Raw genomic sequence first — 18,609 nt, 5'->3', positions numbered from 1 at the left:
GCGGACCCCTCGGGTCGCGAATCGTCGTTACCGGTTCCATGGTTCTCTTTATAGTTGATCATTATGCTCCACTTATGTTTCCTTGCCAAACCCGATCCTCTATGCTCTCGTTCTTCCAATGCACTCAGGAGCTCGCCCCATGGACGTCCAGGATTCCGCCGATTTCCCTGCCATTGCGCAGCGCTGCGCTCGTTGGTATGAGGAGCCCGCCATCCGTGCCAAGGGCTGGGCCAGCAATCTTTTTTGGCGCAGCCATGGACGCGAACCGGAGTCTCTGCGCGTCGATGCGCTGGAGCTGGAGGTGCTGTTCGCGGCCTTGCTCGGCCGTGCAGCCGCGGGGGAGGCCGAACTGGAAGCCCGGGAGCCAGGGCGGGCGGCCTTCATCCGTCGCTCCATCGCCCACGGCGAGCTGCCGCTGCTGCGCTTTCGCGCGGCCAGCAGCGCTTCTGTGTGAGGTCGATGGCTCAGGTCGCCCTGCTGTCGCGCCAGCCGGAACTCTACTCGACGCGGCGTCTGCAGCAGGCCTTGGCGGAGTGTGGCCTGCATGTCGTGCGGCTTGCTCCGGAGGAGTTCATACTCGATCTCGACGGCGGTTTTGCCTGGCGTCATCGCGAGGCCGAGGGGACTGAGGTGGCGGCGGTGCTGCCGCGGGTGGGCAGCCCACTGACCCAGCTGGGCGCACGTATCCTGCGCCATTTTGCTGCCCAGGGGGCCTACTGTCTGAACGGCGCGGATGCCCTGCTGGCCGCCCGGGACAAGTTCGGCTCCCTGCAGATCCTGCGTGGTGCCGGCCTGCCGGTTCCGCGAACCGCCTATTTTGCGCACCCAAGCCAGAGGGATACGCTTCTGGATGCCCTGCCACCGCCGGTGGTCATCAAGCTGCTGTCGGGATCTCAGGGGGTGGGAGTGAACCTTGCCGAGTCGCGGGAAGCGGCCAGCGCACTCCTGGATACGCTCCTGCACCTGCAGCATGAGGCCATGGTACAGGAGTATCTGCCCGGTCGCAGTGACCTGCGCATCATCGTCCTGGGTGGCAGAGTGCTGGCGGCCATGGAACGTCGGGCTTCGACGCGGGACTTTCGCAGCAATCTCCACTGTGGCGGGCAGGCCCGGGCCTGGGATCTGGAGGCGCTGGACGAAACGGCACAGGAGTTGGCCCGGCGTGCCAGCGCGGCTCTGGGTCTCGAGCTTGCCGGCGTCGATCTGATGCGTGCCGAGGATGGAAGCCTGCGGGTATTGGAGGTGAATCCGGTACCGAGTCTGGAAGGGATCGAGACAGCTACCGGGGTGGATATCGCTGCTGCTATTGCGAGTTGGCTGCGTCTGCGGGTGGAAGAGCGGGGCCGCGCGGCATAGCGGCCACGGCGCTGCGGATCTGGGTCTCGAGAAGCGCCGTGAAGCGCGCGTTGGAGTCGCTGACCGGAATGGGCGTACCGAATTCGATCTGGACCGTCCCCGGGTACTTGCGCCACTGTCCCTTGGGCCAGAAGCAGCCGCTGTTGATGGCGATGGTCTGGATGGACACGTTGCAGGCGCGGGCGAGCTGGACCGCGCTTTGGTGAAAGCGGCCTACCTCGCCGCAGCCTTGGCGGGTACCCTCAGGGAATATCAGGACGGGCAGACCCGCCTCCAGGCGTTTGCGTCCCTCGCTGAGGACCTTTGCCAGTGCCTCGCGTCCGGCACGGCGATCGATGGCGATGGGCCAGGCCAGAGGCAGTGCCCAGCCGATGAGGGGCAGGCGCAGGAGTTCGGCCTTCAGCACCACGGCCATGTGCGGGAAGTAGCGCCAAAGCAGCAGCGTCTCCAGGGCCGACTGATGATTGCAGACGAGCACCACCGGGACATCGCGGGCCGGTGCCGCACCGCGGATCTCGAAATCGATACCGCAGCTCCACGACAACCAGCGGATGCTGCCCCGCGCCCAGCCGCCGCAGAAGGCGATGCGTCGGCGGCGAGGCAGGAGCCAGGCGAGGGGTGCCGGAAGCGCGTAGGCAAGGGTCCAGAGGAAAAAGCCGGCGTAGAAGAGGGTGCTGCGCAGCAGGATAGGCACGCCGACCGCTCTCAGTGGCCCAGGATGGACTCGACGGCCTCGGCGAGGTTGGCATATACGGGTACGCCCATGGCCTCGGCTTCGTTGCGGGCTCCCTGTCCCTTGCCGGTCAGGACCAGTAGGGGACGAGCGCCGGCCGCGCGTGCCGCGTGCAGATCGCGCAGACTGTCGCCGACGGCCGGGACTTGCCCCAGAGAGATCTGGAAGCGCTCCGCAATTTCCAAGAAGAGGCCCGGCAGGGGTTTGCGGCAGCTGCAGCCGGCTTCGGGATGGTGGGGACAGTAGAAGATGGCATCGATGCGTCCCCCCACTGCCGCCAGCTCCCGCCGCATGCGAGCGTGGATGGCATTCAGGGCGCGGATGTCGAAAAGTCGTCGACCCAGCCCCGACTGATTGCTGGCCACAGCCACCAGATAGCCGGCGCGCTTGAGTCGGGCGATGGCCTCCAGGCTCCCAGGGATGGGGCGCCACTCCGCCGGCGACTTGATGTAGGCGTCGCTGTCCTCGTTGATGACGCCGTCGCGATCCAGAACGATGAGCTGGCTCACGAGCGACCCTGCAGCAGAGAGAAGTCGGCAATCTCCAGAAAGCTGCTCTGGATTCGCTCCAGGAGGGCGAGACGATTGCCACGCAGGCGCGCATCCTCGCAGTGGACCAGGATTTCCCGGAAGAATCGGTCTACTGCCGATTGCAGGCCGCCCAGCAGATCCAGAGCAGCGGCAAAATCGGCGGCGGCAAGTAGGGGCCGCAGCGCTTGTTCCAAGGCCGCGTACTCCTGCCACAGCGCGATTTCGGCGGGCTCCAGCAGATGCTCGGGCTCGAGCTTGGGCAGGCTCTGCAGATCTTCCTTGCGCAGCAGATTGTTGATGCGCTTGATCAGGGCAGTGAGGGCATCGGCGGCGACGTGCAGGCGCAGGAATTCGGCGAGACTCTCCAGGCGTAGCCGTGCCGCGCGTGGATCGTCGCCAGCTACGGCCAGAACGGCTTGGATCTGGTCCGGCGCAAAGCCCTCGTCCCGCAGGAGCACGCGCAGACGCTCCTGTATGAAGGCCCAACTGGCCTCGGTCACCGCCTGGGGATCGGCGTGCCCGAGGGACGCACCATAGGCCTGTGCCGCATCTTGGAGGAGCTGGCGCAGGGACAGACCAGCGCCGTCCAGGGCGATGCGCAGTATTCCCAGAGCCGCGCGGCGCAGTCCGAAGGGGTCGCGATCGCCGCTGGGGATCTGGCCGATGGCAAAGAAGCCCCACAGGGTGTCCGCCTTGTCCGCCAGGGCGAGAATGCGTCCCAGAGGGGATTCCGGCAAGGGGTCATCACGGCCGGCGGGACGATAATGCTCGGCAATGGCGGTGGCGATGGCCTCGTCCTCACCGTCGTGGCGGGCATAATGTCCACCCATGATGCCTTGCAGCTCCGGGAATTCGCCGACCATGCCCGTCAGCAGATCGGCTTTGCACAGCCGCGCCGCCTGCTCTGCGGCACCGGCATCCACTCCGGTCCGTGCGGCCAGCCGGCGCGCGAGGTCTTCCAGGCGACGAGCCTTTTCCGCCATGCTCCCCAGGCCATCCTGGAAAAGCAGGGCACGCAGCTCGGGCACCCGACTGGCAAGGGACTGGCGGCGGTCCTGATCCCAGAAGAAGGCGGCGTCCGCGAGACGCGCCCGCAGGACCCGGTCGTTGCCTTCCACGACGACCCGGGGATCCCGACTCGCGATATTGGCAACGAAGAGATAGTGCGGCAAGAGTCGTCCGTCGCTGCCACGCAGGGGCACGTAGCGCTGATGCTGTACCATTACCGTGCGCAGCACAGCCTCGGGCACCCGCAGATAGCTGGGGTCGAAGCGGCCCGCGAGGGCAACGGGCCACTCATTGAGTCCGGTGATCTCATCGGCGAGGGCGTCGTCGAGGAGCGCCTGTGCCCCTAGCTCCCCGGCGAGCTGTGTGAGGTCCCGCACGATGGCCTCGCGCCGTTCCCGCCAGTCTGCCCGTACCTTGGCGTGCCGGAGCACCGACGGGTATTGGCGCAGGACCGGCAGGGGCACGGCCTCGGGGTGGTGCACGCGATGGCCGCGACTGGCGCCTCCGGCCGTAAGGCCATAACTCTGCCATGGCAGGACCTCGGCCCCGAGGCGCAGGACCAGCCAGCGGACTGGACGGGCGAAGCTGTCTTCGCGTTCGCCCCAACGCATGCGTTTGCGCAGCGGCAGTGCCTGCAGCCAGCGTTGGGCGAGCTCCGGCAGGTGTTTTGCGCTGGACTGGGGCGGCGTGACACTGCGCCAGGCGAGCACCGGACCCTTGTCCGTTTCCAGTTGTTGAAGTTCCGAGGGAGCGACGCCGCAGGAGCGGGCAAAGCCCATGGCGGCGGCGGTGGGCTGACCGTTCGTATCGTAGGCGCGCTCCAGACTGGGGCCACGGCGCCATTCCTCGCGGGCGCTGGTCTCGAGGGCCAGGTCTTCCACCAGCAGGGCCAGGCGGCGTGGTCCAGCATAGGTGTGGATGGCTCCGAAGCCGATGCCCGCTTCATCCAGAAGCGCCTGGAAAATTTCCGGCGCCGCCTGCAGCAGGCGGGGTTGTTCCCGGGCTGGTAATTCCTCACAGCCGATTTCCAGCAGAAAATCCTCAGACGGACGCATCGGCTCTCCGCAACAAGGGGTGTCCCAGCTCAGCCCGGGCATCGGCGTAGACCTCCGCTACGGCCCGTGCCAGATTGCGCACCCGGCCTATGTATCGGGCGCGCTCATTGACGGCGATGGCGTGGCGGGCGTCCAGCAGGTTGAAGGTGTGTGAGCACTCCAGTACCCGTTCGTAGGCGGGCAGAGGCAGACGCTGCGCTACCAGGGCGCGGCAGTCCGCCTCGCTGCGATCGAAGCGCAGCAGGAGATCCTCCACCGGTGCCAACTCGAAGTTGTAGCGGGATTGTTCCACCTCATTCTGGTGGTAGACGTCGCCGTAGCTCACGCCGGGCGTCCACTCCAGCTGGTAGACGCTCTCCACGCCCTGCAGATACATGGCCAGGCGCTCCACGCCGTAGGTTACTTCACCCATGACCGGCCGACACTCCAGGCCTCCGACCTGCTGAAAATAGGTGAACTGGGTGACCTCCATACCGTTCAGCCAGACTTCCCAGCCCAGCCCCCAGGCGCCGAGGGTGGGCGACTCCCAGTCGTCCTCGACAAAGCGGATGTCCTGCAGGGCAGGGTCGATGCCGAGCTCCGCCAAGGACTGCAGGTAGAGGTCCTGGAGATCGTCGGGATTGGGTTTGAGGACCGCCTGAAACTGGTAGTAATGCTGGAGTCGATTGGGATTGTCGCCGTAGCGGCCGTCGGTGGGCCGGCGTGATGGCTGGACGTAGGCAGCCCGCCAGGGTTCGGGGCCGATGGCGCGTAGAAAAGTGGCCGGGTGGAAGGTTCCTGCACCCACGGGCATGTCCAGGGGCTGCAGGATCACGCAGCCTTGACGCGCCCAGAAGTCTTGCAGTCGGCGGAGGATTTCCTGAAAAGTCATGACCACCCCATGCGGCGAATGGGGCCGATTATGACGCACGGTCGAGCCTTTTGGAAAGCTGCGACCCTCAGAGCAGCTCGGCGATCCCCGCGGCGGCGCGCTTGGCGTCCAGAAAGACGAGACCGAGCTTGGCTTCCTTGCGGGCGATGACGGTGAGGACGGCGTCGTGCCCGGCGTGGATGAGCAGAACGTAGCCGTTGTCGCCCTTGATCATGACCTGTTCCAGCTCGCCCCGAGCCAGTTCCGCGGCGGTACGGTCGCCCAAAGAGAGCATGGCGGCGGCCATGGCGCCGACGCGATCCTCGTCCATGTTGGCAGCGAGCAGGGAGGCGATGGTCAGGCCGTCGGTAGAGATCACCGCTGAAGCCTCGATGTCCGCAGAAGAGCCATTGAGGTCGCTGAGGATGGATTTGAGCATTTCTTCACGCATGGGGTAACTCCTTGAAAAATCGAATTAGAATGAGGCGGTCAGCGATAGCGGGTGTCGAGGGCCTGAACGAGATACACGAAGGACTGATCCTGCAGTCGGGGCGTTCCACCGATGATGAGCATGAAGCGCTGTTGACCGATGAAGAGCGGCCAGAAACCCAGTTCCGCATTACCCGCGGGGTCTACCAGGGCCCAACTTTCGCTGTTGACGCGCAGATTGTTGCGCAGCAGGCGCCCGTGGCGCGACTGGAGACTGATGAGGTCGGCGGAGAGTCCCGCCAGTTCCTCCGCGGATTCGTGGGGAAAGCCCGCGGCGGCAAGGTAGAAACCATTCTCGTCCGCCAGCAGGGCCTTGCCGTGGTCCGATAGCTGCGCCAGCAGGGGTGGGAGAAGATCCTCGAGGCGTTCCCGCGGCGACTGTCGGGCCTCGGGGTTGCCGCGAATCAGACCGAGACGCTGTAGACGAAAGACGCTGCGCAGGGCATCTTCCTCGTCGGCCAGCTGAGTCCAGCGTTGGGCCAGTGCCACGGCGAAGGGAGCGCTGCTGCCCTCGCGGAGGATGTTGAGTAGAATGCTGCGGTTGCCGCCGGGCTCGGGGCTGGAAACGGCATAGAAAGCCCCGGCGGGGGTAATCTCGGCAAACAGGCGCTCCTCGCTCACGGCCAGTTCGATGCTCATCTGCCAGCCCCGATTCCCGGATCGATGGAGTAGAGCAGGGCCAGTACGAGGTTCTTGACGTCTTCCTTGTTGCGGCCGTCCACCTCGAAGATAGGCGGGACGGGGTTGAGCATGCGCAGATCTGCCGTTACCTCCGGCAGCATGTCGGCGTAGTCGCGGGGACCGGGGCGGGTCTGCAGGTCGGTCTTGGAGATGCCGATGACCACCGGCACATCGACGATGTAGTCGCGGAAGGCGTGGAGGAAGAAATGCATGTCCTTTTTGGGGTTAGGGCGGGTATTGTCGAGCATCAGGATGAGGCCGAGGCCGCCGGTGGTGAGGATATCCCACATGAAGTCGAAGCGCTCCTGTCCCGGTGTACCATAGAGGTGGACCTTGCCGCCACCCTCGAGGTTCAGGATGCCATAATCCATGGCCACCGTGGTATGGCCCTTGCGGTTGACGGTCATGTCCGAGGCCTTGGCGTCGGTGGAGATGATGGGAACGTCGGACAGTGCCGCGATGGCTGAGGTCTTGCCGACTCCGACGGGACCGGTAAAGACGATCTTGTTATCTTCCTTCATGGGAGCTCCTTTCTGTCATCGCTCCAATTTCCTGTGCCGGACTCATAGTCCCGCGATCCTGGCGAGAATCCTTCCGAGGAAGCCGCGTCGAGGCGTGGCCTTGGCGCTTTCTTCACGGCTTGCATGGTCGTCGTCTGCCCTTTTATCGCTGGTGTTGGCGGTGCTTTCCTTGCCGTAACGCAGCAGACCCAGGCTGTCGGCCGCCGCCAGGAAGTTGAAAAGATCGGCCGGCTGCACCTGCAAGATCTTGACGGTGAGGATGGGGGAGGCAGGGGAGCGGGCAAAGAAGGCGGACAGACGCAGCGACTCCGGCAGGGGACGCAGGCGGGTCAGGTTGGGCCACTGGCGCAACTGCACGACGCCGTTGAGGGGGATGTTGTGGCTCAAACGTCCCTGGGCCGACCACGCCGCCACCTGCCAGGTGAGTGCCTGCAGGGTGATCTCCCGCTCGCGGTCTGGGTCCAGCCGATCCTCAACCTTGAAGGCGCGCAGTTGCAGGGCCTCGTCCTCGCGGCAGAGCGTCTCAATTTCTGCATCCGTCAGTTCGGTGCGGACGCGATCCGCTTCCGGGTCGAGGATAAAGATCAGCCGATCGCGACCGCGGGTGATGGTGGCCGGGATCTTGTCCCGGCGTACACGGGCGAGGAGACCCAGCAGACCACTTTCCGGATCAAAGCTGCGTACGCTCTCCGGCAGTAGGGTGACCACGGGTGGCGGACTGCGCTTTGGTGCGACTTCATTGGCCGCGATGTCCTGCGGTGTCTGCGTCTGCGTCTGCGTCTGCGTCTGCGTAGCCCTGGGCCCGACGGCTGCTGTGGGCCGTTGCGGGACGGTTTCGGCAGGGGCGGGCGGGGTGGACTCCCCCAGGACCACCGCCGCCGAATCGGGTGCAGGAGCCGGCTGTGCCTGGCGGGTTTCCGTCGTCGCGCTTGGGGACAGCAGCGACTCCAGTGCCGGAAACAGCGTTTCCATACGGATGGGCTTGCGCAGTACCGGCCAAGGCTGAGTGCTTGACGGCTCGACGCTGGTGCACAGTATGGGAACCGCCGGATGTGCTTGGGCGAAGGCCTGCACCTGCGCCAATGCGTCCGGACTGTCCAGATCGGCAACGGCAAGGTCCGCGGGGGCAGTATCGCCCTTTTCCAGCAGGGTGAACTGGCGTTTGCTGTACATCTTGAACGCCATCCGGAAAACCGCCGACTTGCGTTCGTCCATGCCGATGGCCTGTACTTTCAGGTTCTTTTTGGCTGTCTGTGGATTCATGACCCGAGCTTCCTAGACGTTGTGGCGTTGCCGGCGCTGCAGACGCTCGGCAAGGTGATACATCTGACGCACGACGGTTTCCCCCGGTGGATGTGGACTTGCAAGAACTTTCTGGGTGAATTGGGCAAATCGTTCCGCTGTCTGCATGCGCTCGTACATCTCCAGTAACAGGGGGTAGTACAGCTCGCGTTCGGGTTTGGCCAGAATGGCGCCCTCGAGCAAAGCGACGGCCTCTTCCACCTGACCATATTCCAGTAGTCCATTGAATTCCGCGAGGATGCCGTCTTTCTGGGTATCGTCCCCGAGCATCTGATGATCGCGACGCAGCCTTTCCTGGACGAGGGCGGGACTGCTCAGGGGGATGGCCGTGATCGGCAGGTAGATACCGTCCTCGTCGGCGAGCGCGGCGAGTCGCGCCGGGGCTGCGTCCGTCTCGGCAAGGGCGTCCCAGAGGGGCAGATCCGCGAGACTGCGTCCCAGCTTGAGCAGACGCTGCCGCAGGGCCTGACCGGCCCCCCACAGGGTCACATAGAGAAATACCAGAGCCCGCCCGTAATCCTCGGCCCGGCGCTGTCGGTAGATGAGCTCGAGCAGCTGCACCTGGAGACCAATCTGCCGCGGCCGCAACAGTACCCAGCGCCACAGCAGGGCCTCGGCCTTTGCCGCCTGGCCTGCCTCCAGCAGGAGCGCCACGGCTCTCTGGGGCGATTCCATGGCGGCGATGATCTCCACCTGGGCATCGTCCAGGGGCAGCGCCTCTGCCGGACCATGTACGAGCTGCGTGGCGTCGAGCGGCACAGATCGATTCTCGCCGTGGCTGGGCTCCTTTCGGGCAAAGCCATCCAGGTGGATGTCCTGCAGAGACAGGGGCTCGGGATGGACGATGATCTGCTCCAGGTTGCGTTGCGTATCGGCGAGGAGCGGTGCGCCGTCGGCGCGGGCTGCGGCCTGTGGGCGACGGTCCTCGGGCCGGCGTCGGTTGAGCTCTCGATCGATGTCAGCCGGATCCAGCCCCAGTGCGGATTCGCCCAGGACGCGCAGGCCGAGGTTCTGCGGATCACGCTCGAGGCCCAGAAAAATCCGCTCGCGCGCTTCGTCCAGCGGGGTGGCCTTGGCTTGGACACTGTTTTCCAGAACCTCGGCATAGGCGTCGATATCGGGAATTTCCAGATACACGTCCAGCAGTCGCCGTCTCTGTGCGACATCCTCGGGATGGTGGTCCACGTACCAGCGCAAAGCCGTTGCCGCTTGTTCCAGGTGGCCATAGGACAGGTAGATCTCCACTTCATCAAAGAGCGAGACCTCTTCGACCCGGGCGGCGCCCATCGCCTTCTTGCTCGCCGAAGGTTTGGGTGCCTCCGGCGGGGTGGTGCGCGCCACCGGCTTCTGGACCCTTGTCTCGCGAGCGGTCGGGAGGCTATTTCCAGACCGCTTCAGAGCCCGACTCTGCCGCCACTTCCACAGCACAGCCGCGACGAGCATGGCGCCGAGGAGGAGGATCAGGATCTGGCTGCTGAGGGGTAAGGACATGGTCGGGACCGCAGGATTCCGTCGTGGGTGGCTCTCGTCAGGGCTTTAGTTAGTTGCTTTCATCGCCCTGTCAACGGAGCGGGTCGATTCAGCCGTTCCCGCCCAACAGCTCGGCGATGCGCTGCAGGCGCTGGCTGCTGGCACGCTCGCCCGCCTGCGCGGCGGCAAGGGCCGCATATTCCTCAAAAAAGCGGGGAAGGGCCGCAGCTACTCGTGGCAGACGCTCACGACTGACCTTGGCCAGGTGCCAATCGGCGCGCAGCATGCCCGCCGAAGTAGAGCAGACCGCAACCCCCCAAGCGCGCAGGGAGCCGGTCCAGTGGTGCTCCGCCACGCAGAGGCGGTGGGAATCTTCTTGACGGCCGATCCCTACACTAGGGCCCAGATAAGGGATCTGCAGGTCCAGAGCAATCTGTCCGACGAGGTGTTCCAGCCGACCCAGGGCATCGCGCAGCTGCTCCGTGGTCAAGGGCTTACCCCTCAGATGTTCCTGCAGTTCCAGCAAAAATGGTGATTCCATTGTCTTCCTCTTTTTCGCTACAATCGTCGACCTCAGTGCCAGATCTGCCAACGCTCGCCGCGTTTGCGCTTTGCGCTGTTGCCGCAAGACCGAGGTCAAGAATGCTTATAAAGATGCTACGTCTGTTGATGGCTACGCTAGGTGCCGGGCTCTTCGCCTCGCTGGCGGAGGCCAGTGTCTTCTCTTTGCCGCAGCACGGCAATATCGTCGGCCACTTGATGGCGGTGACCACCCATCGCGACGATACTCTGTTGGACATCGGCCGTTTCTACGACGTTGGCTACGACGAGATCGTCGGCGCAAACCCAGGCGTGAATCCCTGGTTGCCGGGTCAGGCCAGCAAGGTGGTGATTCCTTCGGAGTATATCCTGCCGCCCAAACCTTGGACCGGCATCGTCGTCGATATTCCGGCCCGACGACTCTACTATTTTCCGGCGGATCGTCACGTGGTCTTCACCTATCCCGTGGGCGTTTTCCTGCCGGGCTGGAAGGAGTCTCTGACCACGACCTCCATTATCCAGAAGTTCAAGATGCCGGCTTGGAATGTCCCCAAAAACATTCACCGCTGGTTCGAGAAGAAATTCCACATGGACATCCCCTGGTACTGGCCGCCGGGTGCCGAGAACCCTATGGGCGAGTTGGCCATGGAGACCGGGCTTTCGGGCATCTTCATCCACGGTACCTATCATCCCTGGGGTGTGGGGATGCGGGCCAGCCAAGGCTGCTTCCAGATGTATCCGGAAAACATTGCCCAGCTTTTCCCCATGGTGCCCGTGGGTACGCCGGTGCGCCTCATCGATCAACCCTACCTGGTGGGCTGGCGCGATGGGCAGGTCTATCTGCAAGCCTTCAAGCCCCTCCACGCCTATCACAAGGCGGGTCCCAGCGATCTGCAGCGTGCCGTGGTGGACATCAAGCGCTTCCTGGCAGCGCACCATATCCACGAGGCCATCGACTGGGCCAGGGTGCGGCGCATTGTGGCGGAGCACAATACCGTTGCCCTGCCCATCAGCGTCGATACGCCGAGCTATGAGACCCTGGCAGCCGCCTTGCCGGCCAAGCCCTATGCCTACGCGCCCTACGGTCCCTCGGCCAATGGCGCGGCGGTACCGCCACCCTTGCCCCTGGCCAAGCCGGAAGACCAGGTTCAGGTGCAGGTCACGCTCCCCGACGCCCAGCGAGATCACTGACGGGAGTTGGCGCGGCCTCGGACCCAGCCGCGCTCCTGCAGATGGAGCCAGAACAGACCCAGATATTCGTGAATGGCTTCGCTGCTGGCCTCGAGGTAAATGGCGCGCGGCAGCCAGCTCTCGTAACCGGAACCGAGGTTGCGATCGAGTCGGTAATCGCAGGGTACGGGTATGGGATCAAGGCCGGCGCGACGGAACCAGGCCATGGCCCGCGGCATGTGCAGAGCGGAGGTGACCAGATAGACGCGCTGGATGCCGTGGCCTGCCAAGAGTTTTTTGCTGTCGTAGGCATTGGCGGCGGTATTGAAGGATTTGCCCTCGATCCAGATGGGGTTGTCGACGGCAAAGCTCTGTCGCAGGAGCCTTGCCATGGTAGCCGCCTCCGGGGGCGCACCATAGCGCGGCGCGCCTCCGCTCGGGACGATGGGCAGACCGCTCAGTTTGGCCAGTTTGGCCGCCGCCTGCAGGCGCATCAGCGTGCGCGCGTTGGCCATGTCACCACCATCCCCCGGCGGTCTGGCCACCTCGCCACCTCCCAGAACGACGATGGCGCCCACTCCGGGCTGCAGATGCGGCAAAGGGGGGTAGCGGTTCTCCAAGGGCATTACCAGCCAGCGTGCGCCGGCGCCGGTGGCGCTGAGATAGAGTCCGAAACAGGCGGCAAGCAGTAGCGACCAACCCAGCGTCCGCAGGCCCAGGACGAGCAGTACCAGACTCACCAGGACGAGCGCCAGAAAGAAGCCCGGCGGTTGCAGCAGCGCCGATGCCAGGGTCAGAAGCATCGTGTGTGGCAAGACGCGTGCCCTAGTCTGCCGTCCGCAGCTCGCGGAAGCTGTGCTCGGCGTGATAGGAGGAACGCACCAGCGGACCAGCGGCCACCTGGCGGAAGCCGAGGGCCAGAGCCTCGCGCTTGAGCTCGGCGAACTCCTCCGGTGGTACATAGCGTTCCACCGGCAGATGATGCCGCGAGGGTGCCAGATACTGCCCCAGAGTCAGCAGCTCACAGTCGGCCTCCCGCAGGTCCCGGAGCACGGCGCGGATCTCGTCCAGGCTTTCGCCAAGGCCGAGCATGAGACCGGATTTGCTCGGTACGCCGGGCTGCCGGACCTTGAAGTCCCGGAGCAGCTGTAGGGAGTGTCGGTAGTCGGCACCGGGGCGAGCGCGGGGATACAGGCGCGGCACCGTTTCGAGATTGTGGTTGAAGACGTCCGGAGGGGTAGCGGCAAGGAGGTCCAGGGCCACGGCTGCCCGCCCACGGAAGTCGGGTACCAGGATCTCGATGTGCAGCTCCGGGCAGCGGGTACGCAGGGCCGCGATGACGGCGGCAAAGTGCGCGGCACCCCCGTCCCTCAGATCATCGCGATCCACCGAGGTGACTACCACGAAGCGCAGACCCATGCGGGCCACCGTATCCGCCAGATGATCGGGCTCCTCCGGATCCGGCGCCTCGGGACGACCGTGGGCCACATCGCAGAAGGGGCAACGGCGTGTACAGAGATCGCCGAGGATCATGAAGGTCGCCGTACCGGAGCCGAAACACTCCCCGAGATTGGGGCAGGAGGCTTCCTCACAGACCGTGTGCAGCTTCGCTTCCCGCAGGATGCCCTTGAGGCGGTCTACTTCCGGCGAGAGGGGCGAGGCCACGCGAAACCAGGCAGGCTTGCGTTGTCGAGGCAGTTCTTGGGCAACGATGGGTATGGGGTTGCGGGCCACCTTGTCGTGGCCACGTTGCACCTTTCTGGTCTCGCGCGCACTCTGGGGATCGCTCATGCGCCACCTCGCTGTATGGGGCGCCCTAGTCGCTGGGCCAAGGCTTCCATCAGTGCCCCGGGAATGCTCGCCTCATCCCAGTCGGGCACGAGATCGTGTACCTGAGTCACCGCCAGGCCTTTCTGTCCGCAGGGTGTGATCCGTCTGAAGGGCTCGAGATCCATATGCACATTGAGGCTCAGACCGTGGTAGCTGCAGCCCTTGTGCACTTTCAGGCCGACGGACGCGATCTTGGCGCCGTTCACGTAGACGCCTGGGGCCTCGCTGCGGGCCACGGCGGCGACGTCGCGGCTCGCCAGTAGATCGATCACGGCATTCTCCAGGGCGGAGATCAGATCCCGTACACCGATGCCCATGCGCCCAAGATCCAGCAAGGTGTAGACCAGCCATTGCCCAGGTCCATGGTAGGTAGCCTGGCCGCCGCGATCGCTGCGGATGACCGGGATTGGGCCGGGATCGAGAACATCCGTCGGATCGGCATTGCTGCCCAAGGTGATCACCGGCGGGTGCTGCAGGAGCCAGATCTGGTCACTCGTCTGCGCATCGCGCTGGCGCGTGAATTCGCGCATGGCGTCGAGTACCGTGAAGTAGGGGAGCAGGCCCGGCCAGCAACGCAAGGCGATGGGGGATTCTACAGACACAGGATGACTCCCTCGATGCGGCTCACGGCCGCGTAGACTGCCCGCAGCTGAAGCTCACTCTCGACGACCAGAGAGCAGGTCACGGCGTGGTAGTTGCCGCGCCGGCTGGGACGCACGGAAAAGGCGGATTCCGGAAGGCTGGGGGCGTGCGGCGCCACGGCTGCGCGCACCGCGGCGAGGAGATCGTCGCTCTGGCCGATGACCTTGACGTGGTGCAGGTGGGGAAAATCCTCGCCCGCACCCCCCCCGGATTGCGAACCTATGGCAGTCATATGCCCTCCTCGTGGACCTGTGCGCGGCCCACAAGGCATCGGGGCCACATGTATACCCCCATGGTAGAGCTTCGCAGTCCGGGGGTGAAGCCCTGGCCCCATCAGAGGGCGTTCTGCAGATGGTGCCACTGCCGCGTCAGCCAGCCGGCCCGATCCACCGCGACCATGCTGACCAGCGGTACGGTCTGCAGCGTCTGGCCGTGCAGGGAGATGATCATCTCGCCCACGACGCCACCCTTGGCTACGGGCAGGGGCCCCGCGGGCTTCCAGACGAGGCGCGTTTGGAGTTCGTCCAGCCGCCCACGCGGCACGGTGACGGTCACCTTGGAAGCCACGGCGACGGGAATACGCATGGGCGACAGCATGGGGTCGTGGATTTCACCGACCTTGGTCATCGCCTTGTAGAGCTCGTGGTCCTCGAAGAAGCGGTAGCCGTAATTGAGGAGGGACTCCACCGCGTTGGTGCTGCCGGGCCAGCTGGGCCCGCCCATGACTACCGCGATGAGGCGTCGGCCATTGCGCAGGGCTGTGGCGTCGATACAGTAGCCGGATTCATCGGTCAGACCGGTTTTCAGACCGTCGACGCTGGGGTCGCGAAAAAGTACCGGATTCCAGCTGCGCTGCGTGATCTTGTTGTAGGTGTAGGATTTCTGCTTGGTGATATCGAGCACCTGGGGATACTGGTGGATCAGGGCGCGACTGAGCTTGGCCACATCCAGTGCCGTGGTGTAGAGCCCGCTGTCGGGCAGGCCATTGACGTTGCTGTAGTGGGTGTTGTCCAGCTGCAGACGGCGAGCGGCATCGTTCATGAGGGTGACGAAGCCGCTCTGGCTGCCGCCGACGGTCTCGGCCAGCGCCACGGCGGCATCGTTGCCGGAATCGATGAGCAGACCGTGCAGCAACTGATCCACCGTCACCGGCAGCCCAGGCTGGATGAACATCCGCGAACCCCCGGTCTTCCACGCGGTGTTGGACACATTCACCGCTTCATCGGGACGCAGGCTACCGTTGCCCATGGCTTGGTAGGTCAGGTAGGCCGTCATCAGTTTGGTGAGACTGGCCGGCGCGCGGTGCAGGTTCTCCCCTTTGGCAGCGATGATCTGGCCGCTATCGTAATCCATGAGCACGTAAGTCGCTACGGAGGGCAGGGCTGGAGCCGGAGGGATGGGAATCTGCGGCGTTGGCGTTGCCGCCAGAGACAACTGGGTGAAAAGCGTGATACCGACGGTGCAGAGCGCAAGGACTGCGCGCAAGAAGGGAACGGACATGGGATTCCTCGGTGGACCTCGACGTAGGAACGGATTATTCGTGGAAACGCGGATGGGAATGCACAGACATGAGGATACCCAAGCCGATGAGAAAGGTCAGCATGGCGGTACCTCCGTAGCTCACCAGCGGCAGTGGTACCCCCACCACCGGCAGGATCCCCGTCGTCATTCCCATGTTGATGAATATGTACAGGAAGAAGGTCAGGCTCAAGGTGCCGGCGATGAGACGACCGAAGCGGTCGCGGCACTCGTAGGCGATGATGAGCCCGCGCAGGACAATGAGCAGGTAGGTGGCCATGAGAAAGAGCACGCCCACCAGTCCAAACTCCTCGGCGAAACCGGCGAAAACGAAATCCGTCTGCGCTTCGGGCAGAAAATCCAGATTCACCTGGGTGCCGTTGAACCAACCCTTGCCAAAGACCCCCCCGGAGCCGATGGCGATCATGCTCTGGATGATGTGATAGCCCGCTCCCAGAGGGTCTCGTTGCGGATCGAGAAAGGTCAGGATGCGCTCTTTTTGGTAGCCGTGGAGAAAGTGCCAGAGGATGGGGCCGCTGATCACGGCCAGGAGAATGAGGCCGATGAACCAGCGCCGGCGTACTCCGGCCAGCCACATGGTGAAGATTCCCGCTGCTCCGATCTGGGCTGCAGTGCCCAGGTCCGGCTCCTTGGCAATGAGCAGAAAGGGTACGGAAATGAGTGCAAAGCCGCTCAGGGCTGCTTTCCAGCTCTGCACGTTTTCCGCCTGGGAGTAGTAGTAGGCAAGCATCAGCGGCAGTGCGAGCTTGACGAGCTCCGAGGGTTGAAAGCTGAGGGGACCGACGCCCAGCCAGCGCTTGGCACCCAGATAGGTCCTGCCCGCGACCAGAGTGACGGCCAGAAGCACGAGTCCCAGACCATAGAGGAACGGTGCCCAGGCTCGCAGTCGTTCCGGTGGGATGTTGGCCACGCCCACCAGCACCACGAGACCGATGGCGAATCGCAGCAACTGCGCCAGAACCACGCGGATACTCTCCTGACTGCCGCTGTAGAGGACCGCAAGGCTGATCCCCATGAGTAGGAAGATTCCGGTCATGAGGGCAGGGTCCAGATGGCCGAGCGCGCGACGTAAAGAGAAGCTGTGGAGGTTCATGGTTGGGCGGTGGAATCGCGGTCCAGATATCGGTCGATGACGGCCTGGGCGACCGGCGCGGCGGCGCTGCCACCGTGGCCGCCGTGCTCGACGATCACGGCCACTGCGATCTGCGGATGACTGGCCGGCGCGTAGGCGATGAAGAGTGCGTGATCGCGCAGATGGCGGCTGTCGCTGCCCTTGCGCACTCGACCAACGGCATCGCGCTCGGCGCGACGGACCTGCGCCGTGCCGGTCTTGCCGGCAATATCGTGCGGATCGCTGGCAAGGATGTGGGCGGTGCCATGCTGCACTACGGCGCGCATGGCCTCCTCCACGAGCTGCATGTGCCGCGGCGAAGCCTCTACGGTTCGCGTCCGTATCGGTCGGTCGGCGCGCAGATGCAGGTCCGGCAGCTGACCGTCGGCGGCGATGGCTGCCGTTGCCCGGACCAGCTGCAGCGGTGTGGCCAGCAGATAGCCCTGGCCGATACCCATCATCACTGTCTGCCCCGTGTGCCAGTGCGATTGTCCGCGCCGAGTGCGCATCCAGGCCGGGCTCGGCACCAGACCGCGAGCCTCACCGGGCAGGTCGATGGCCGTGGAGTTCCCAAAACCCAGGTCCTCGAGTCCTTGCGCAAGGCGGGTGGGGCCCAAGCGCAGGGCGAGCTGATAGAAGAAGACGTCGTTGGAATCGCGGATCGCCGCTCGCAGATCCTGGCGACCGTGTCCGCCCGGGCGCCAATCGTAATAACGATGCTGCGTGCCAGGGATCTGGAAATACCCGCCCCCGGCCAGAGTCTCTTCGGGCTGGATCGCGCCATCCCTCAGCGCCACCAACGCCACAAAGGGTTTGATGGTGGAGCCCGGCGGATAGTTGCCGGCGGCGAAGCGGTTGTTCAAGGGGTGCAGAGGATCGTCCCGCAGACTTTGCCATTGGGCGCCATCGAGGCCCTTGACGAAGTCGTTGGGATCGTAGCTGGGCGCTGAGTAGGCGGCCAGCACCGCACCGTTGCGGGGATCGACCGCTACCACGGCACCGGAGTGGCCGGCCATGGCGGCGGCGGCTGCGGTTTGCAGGTCCAGGTCCAGGGTCGTATGCAGATCGGTACCGGCGCGGGCTGGTCGCTCCTCGAAACTGCCGACACTCTGGCCGCGGGCGTTGACCTCCACCTCCTGTACTCCCGATACCCCGCGCAAAAGATCCTCGTACTGCGCTTCCAGACCGCTCTTACCCACCTGATCCAGGCCCGAGCGCGCCAGCGTCGGATCCTGTTCCAGATCGCGCGAGTCGGGACGACCGACATAGCCAACTACGTGGGCAAAGCTCGGACCGTAGGGATACACCCGCTGCCAGTGCGTCTCGATCTGAACCCCGGGAAAGGACCCCTTCACCAGCGCAAAGCGCGCCAGTTCCGTCGCGTTCAGGTTGCGTCGCAGCACCACGGCCTGGTAGGCGTGGGTGCCGCGGCGATTGCGCAGAAAAGCCCGGTAGTCCTCGTCCGAGATGGGCAACACCGTCCGCAGTGCAGCGATGGTCTCACCAATGTCCGCAACGCTATCGGGAGTCAGCGTCAGAACGTACTCCAGACGATTGTCCGCCAGCACCCGCCCCTGACGATCCAGGATCTTGCCGCGCACCGGCGCCAGCGGCAGCACTGCCAGGGTGTTGCGGTCCGACTGCAGGACATAACGCTCGTGGGCCTGTACCTGAAGGTACAGGATGCGTGCCAGCAGCACCAAACTCATTACGCCGATGAGTGCGGCGATGAACAGTAGCCGCGAGGTGAAGAAGGCGCGCTCACGTCGACGGATCTGCACG

20 protein-coding genes are annotated in these 18,609 nt (G+C 64.7%); 3 read left to right on the top strand and 17 right to left on the bottom strand.

Annotated elements, in window-relative coordinates:
* Positions 1-139: 139 nt before the first annotated feature.
* Together Q0C23_RS00665 and Q0C23_RS00660 are read left to right on the top strand one after the other, a co-directional pair.
* Entirely contained in the window at positions 140-454 is a 315-nt protein-coding gene (locus Q0C23_RS00665; RefSeq protein ID WP_291510449.1) for a hypothetical protein, read from the top strand.
* Positions 455-459: 5 nt separating this feature from the next.
* Positions 460-1,356, top strand: coding sequence for a RimK family alpha-L-glutamate ligase (locus tag Q0C23_RS00660; RefSeq protein ID WP_291510448.1), 897 nt, complete (start codon positions 460-462; stop codon positions 1,354-1,356).
* On the opposite strand, the gene Q0C23_RS00655 is transcribed toward Q0C23_RS00660, so the two are convergent.
* From Q0C23_RS00655 to Q0C23_RS00610, 10 genes are all read right to left on the bottom strand, one after another.
* Entirely contained in the window at positions 1,304-2,050 is a 747-nt protein-coding gene (locus Q0C23_RS00655) for a 1-acyl-sn-glycerol-3-phosphate acyltransferase (protein ID WP_291510447.1), read from the bottom strand. The genes Q0C23_RS00660 and Q0C23_RS00655 overlap by 53 nt on opposite strands.
* Positions 2,051-2,061: 11 nt before the next feature.
* A complete protein-coding gene (gmhB, locus tag Q0C23_RS00650; RefSeq protein WP_291510446.1) occupies positions 2,062-2,598 on the bottom strand; it encodes a D-glycero-beta-D-manno-heptose 1,7-bisphosphate 7-phosphatase in 537 nt (178 codons plus the stop codon).
* The gene (glyS, locus tag Q0C23_RS00645; RefSeq protein ID WP_291510445.1) at positions 2,595-4,682 is read right to left on the bottom strand and encodes a glycine--tRNA ligase subunit beta; all 2,088 of its coding nucleotides are present in this window, start codon (positions 4,680-4,682) and stop codon (positions 2,595-2,597) included. Before glyS ends, gmhB begins: the two co-directional genes overlap by 4 nt.
* Positions 4,669-5,553 (bottom strand): glycine--tRNA ligase subunit alpha, encoded by an 885-nt coding sequence (gene glyQ / locus Q0C23_RS00640; RefSeq protein WP_291510444.1) that lies wholly within the window; start codon positions 5,551-5,553, stop codon positions 4,669-4,671. The genes glyS and glyQ overlap by 14 nt, the downstream gene beginning before the upstream one ends.
* A 67-nt stretch (positions 5,554-5,620) precedes the next feature.
* On the bottom strand, positions 5,621-5,983 hold the full coding sequence (locus Q0C23_RS00635) for a roadblock/LC7 domain-containing protein (protein ID WP_004868617.1): 363 nt from the start codon (positions 5,981-5,983) through the stop codon (positions 5,621-5,623).
* Between the two features lie 38 nt (positions 5,984-6,021).
* On the bottom strand, positions 6,022-6,660 hold the full coding sequence (locus Q0C23_RS00630; RefSeq protein ID WP_291510443.1) for a roadblock/LC7 domain-containing protein: 639 nt from the start codon (positions 6,658-6,660) through the stop codon (positions 6,022-6,024).
* The gene (locus Q0C23_RS00625) at positions 6,657-7,223 is read right to left on the bottom strand and encodes an ATP/GTP-binding protein (protein WP_291510442.1); all 567 of its coding nucleotides are present in this window, start codon (positions 7,221-7,223) and stop codon (positions 6,657-6,659) included. Before Q0C23_RS00625 ends, Q0C23_RS00630 begins: the two co-directional genes overlap by 4 nt.
* Before the next feature lie 42 nt (positions 7,224-7,265).
* A complete protein-coding gene (locus Q0C23_RS00620; protein WP_291510441.1) occupies positions 7,266-8,486 on the bottom strand; it encodes a hypothetical protein in 1,221 nt (406 codons plus the stop codon).
* A 12-nt stretch (positions 8,487-8,498) separates the two neighbouring features.
* A complete protein-coding gene (locus Q0C23_RS00615; RefSeq protein ID WP_291510440.1) occupies positions 8,499-10,016 on the bottom strand; it encodes a hypothetical protein in 1,518 nt (505 codons plus the stop codon).
* A gap of 88 nt (positions 10,017-10,104) precedes the next feature.
* The gene (locus tag Q0C23_RS00610; protein ID WP_291510439.1) at positions 10,105-10,536 is read right to left on the bottom strand and encodes a hypothetical protein; all 432 of its coding nucleotides are present in this window, start codon (positions 10,534-10,536) and stop codon (positions 10,105-10,107) included.
* A gap of 101 nt (positions 10,537-10,637) precedes the next feature.
* Between Q0C23_RS00610 and Q0C23_RS00605 the strand changes: the two genes are divergently transcribed.
* Positions 10,638-11,726: a L,D-transpeptidase family protein gene (locus Q0C23_RS00605; RefSeq protein WP_291510438.1), complete on the top strand. Its 1,089-nt coding sequence runs from the start codon at positions 10,638-10,640 to the stop codon at positions 11,724-11,726.
* On the opposite strand, the gene Q0C23_RS00600 is transcribed toward Q0C23_RS00605, so the two are convergent.
* From Q0C23_RS00600 to mrdA, 7 genes are all read right to left on the bottom strand, one after another.
* The gene (locus tag Q0C23_RS00600) at positions 11,720-12,520 is read right to left on the bottom strand and encodes a YdcF family protein (RefSeq protein WP_367273158.1); all 801 of its coding nucleotides are present in this window, start codon (positions 12,518-12,520) and stop codon (positions 11,720-11,722) included. The genes Q0C23_RS00605 and Q0C23_RS00600 overlap by 7 nt on opposite strands.
* A 10-nt stretch (positions 12,521-12,530) precedes the next feature.
* Complete coding sequence (gene lipA, locus Q0C23_RS00595; protein ID WP_291510437.1) at positions 12,531-13,496, bottom strand: lipoyl synthase; 966 nt, start codon at positions 13,494-13,496, stop codon at positions 12,531-12,533.
* Positions 13,493-14,137 carry a lipoyl(octanoyl) transferase LipB gene (lipB, locus tag Q0C23_RS00590; protein ID WP_291510436.1) on the bottom strand — a complete coding sequence of 215 codons (645 nt, stop codon included), beginning with the start codon at positions 14,135-14,137 and terminating at the stop codon, positions 13,493-13,495. The genes lipA and lipB overlap by 4 nt, the downstream gene beginning before the upstream one ends.
* Complete coding sequence (locus Q0C23_RS00585; protein WP_291510435.1) at positions 14,128-14,409, bottom strand: DUF493 domain-containing protein; 282 nt, start codon at positions 14,407-14,409, stop codon at positions 14,128-14,130. Before Q0C23_RS00585 ends, lipB begins: the two co-directional genes overlap by 10 nt.
* Before the next feature lie 101 nt (positions 14,410-14,510).
* A complete protein-coding gene (locus Q0C23_RS00580; RefSeq protein ID WP_291510434.1) occupies positions 14,511-15,677 on the bottom strand; it encodes a D-alanyl-D-alanine carboxypeptidase family protein in 1,167 nt (388 codons plus the stop codon).
* Between the two features lie 34 nt (positions 15,678-15,711).
* Entirely contained in the window at positions 15,712-16,752 is a 1,041-nt protein-coding gene (gene rodA, locus Q0C23_RS00575; RefSeq protein WP_291510433.1) for a rod shape-determining protein RodA, read from the bottom strand.
* Between the two features lie 53 nt (positions 16,753-16,805).
* Complete coding sequence (mrdA, locus tag Q0C23_RS00570; RefSeq protein WP_291510432.1) at positions 16,806-18,608, bottom strand: penicillin-binding protein 2; 1,803 nt, start codon at positions 18,606-18,608, stop codon at positions 16,806-16,808.
* Between the last annotated feature and the right edge of the window lies 1 nt (position 18,609).

It is taken from the genome of Acidithiobacillus sp., from assembly GCF_023256195.1.
In the GTDB taxonomy this organism is placed as follows: Bacteria; Pseudomonadota; Gammaproteobacteria; order Acidithiobacillales; family Acidithiobacillaceae; genus Acidithiobacillus_A.
The sequence above is the reverse complement of the archived record's forward strand: the minus strand, read 5'-3'. Positions and strand labels throughout refer to the sequence as shown.

Coding starts and splice junctions, on each gene's coding strand:
- Q0C23_RS00665 (WP_291510449.1), top strand. CDS start 140: ATGGACGTCCAGGATTCCGCCGATTTCCCTGCCATTGCGCAGCGCTGC.
- Q0C23_RS00660 (WP_291510448.1), top strand. CDS start 460: ATGGCTCAGGTCGCCCTGCTGTCGCGCCAGCCGGAACTCTACTCGACG.
- glyS (WP_291510445.1), bottom strand. CDS start 4,682: ATGCGTCCGTCTGAGGATTTTCTGCTGGAAATCGGCTGTGAGGAATTA.
- glyQ (WP_291510444.1), bottom strand. CDS start 5,553: ATGACTTTTCAGGAAATCCTCCGCCGACTGCAAGACTTCTGGGCGCGT.
- Q0C23_RS00635 (WP_004868617.1), bottom strand. CDS start 5,983: ATGCGTGAAGAAATGCTCAAATCCATCCTCAGCGACCTCAATGGCTCT.
- Q0C23_RS00630 (WP_291510443.1), bottom strand. CDS start 6,660: ATGAGCATCGAACTGGCCGTGAGCGAGGAGCGCCTGTTTGCCGAGATT.
- Q0C23_RS00625 (WP_291510442.1), bottom strand. CDS start 7,223: ATGAAGGAAGATAACAAGATCGTCTTTACCGGTCCCGTCGGAGTCGGC.
- Q0C23_RS00620 (WP_291510441.1), bottom strand. CDS start 8,486: ATGAATCCACAGACAGCCAAAAAGAACCTGAAAGTACAGGCCATCGGC.
- Q0C23_RS00615 (WP_291510440.1), bottom strand. CDS start 10,016: ATGTCCTTACCCCTCAGCAGCCAGATCCTGATCCTCCTCCTCGGCGCC.
- Q0C23_RS00610 (WP_291510439.1), bottom strand. CDS start 10,536: ATGGAATCACCATTTTTGCTGGAACTGCAGGAACATCTGAGGGGTAAG.
- Q0C23_RS00605 (WP_291510438.1), top strand. CDS start 10,638: ATGCTTATAAAGATGCTACGTCTGTTGATGGCTACGCTAGGTGCCGGG.
- lipA (WP_291510437.1), bottom strand. CDS start 13,496: ATGAGCGATCCCCAGAGTGCGCGCGAGACCAGAAAGGTGCAACGTGGC.
- Q0C23_RS00585 (WP_291510435.1), bottom strand. CDS start 14,409: ATGACTGCCATAGGTTCGCAATCCGGGGGGGGTGCGGGCGAGGATTTT.
- Q0C23_RS00580 (WP_291510434.1), bottom strand. CDS start 15,677: ATGTCCGTTCCCTTCTTGCGCGCAGTCCTTGCGCTCTGCACCGTCGGT.
- rodA (WP_291510433.1), bottom strand. CDS start 16,752: ATGACCGGAATCTTCCTACTCATGGGGATCAGCCTTGCGGTCCTCTAC.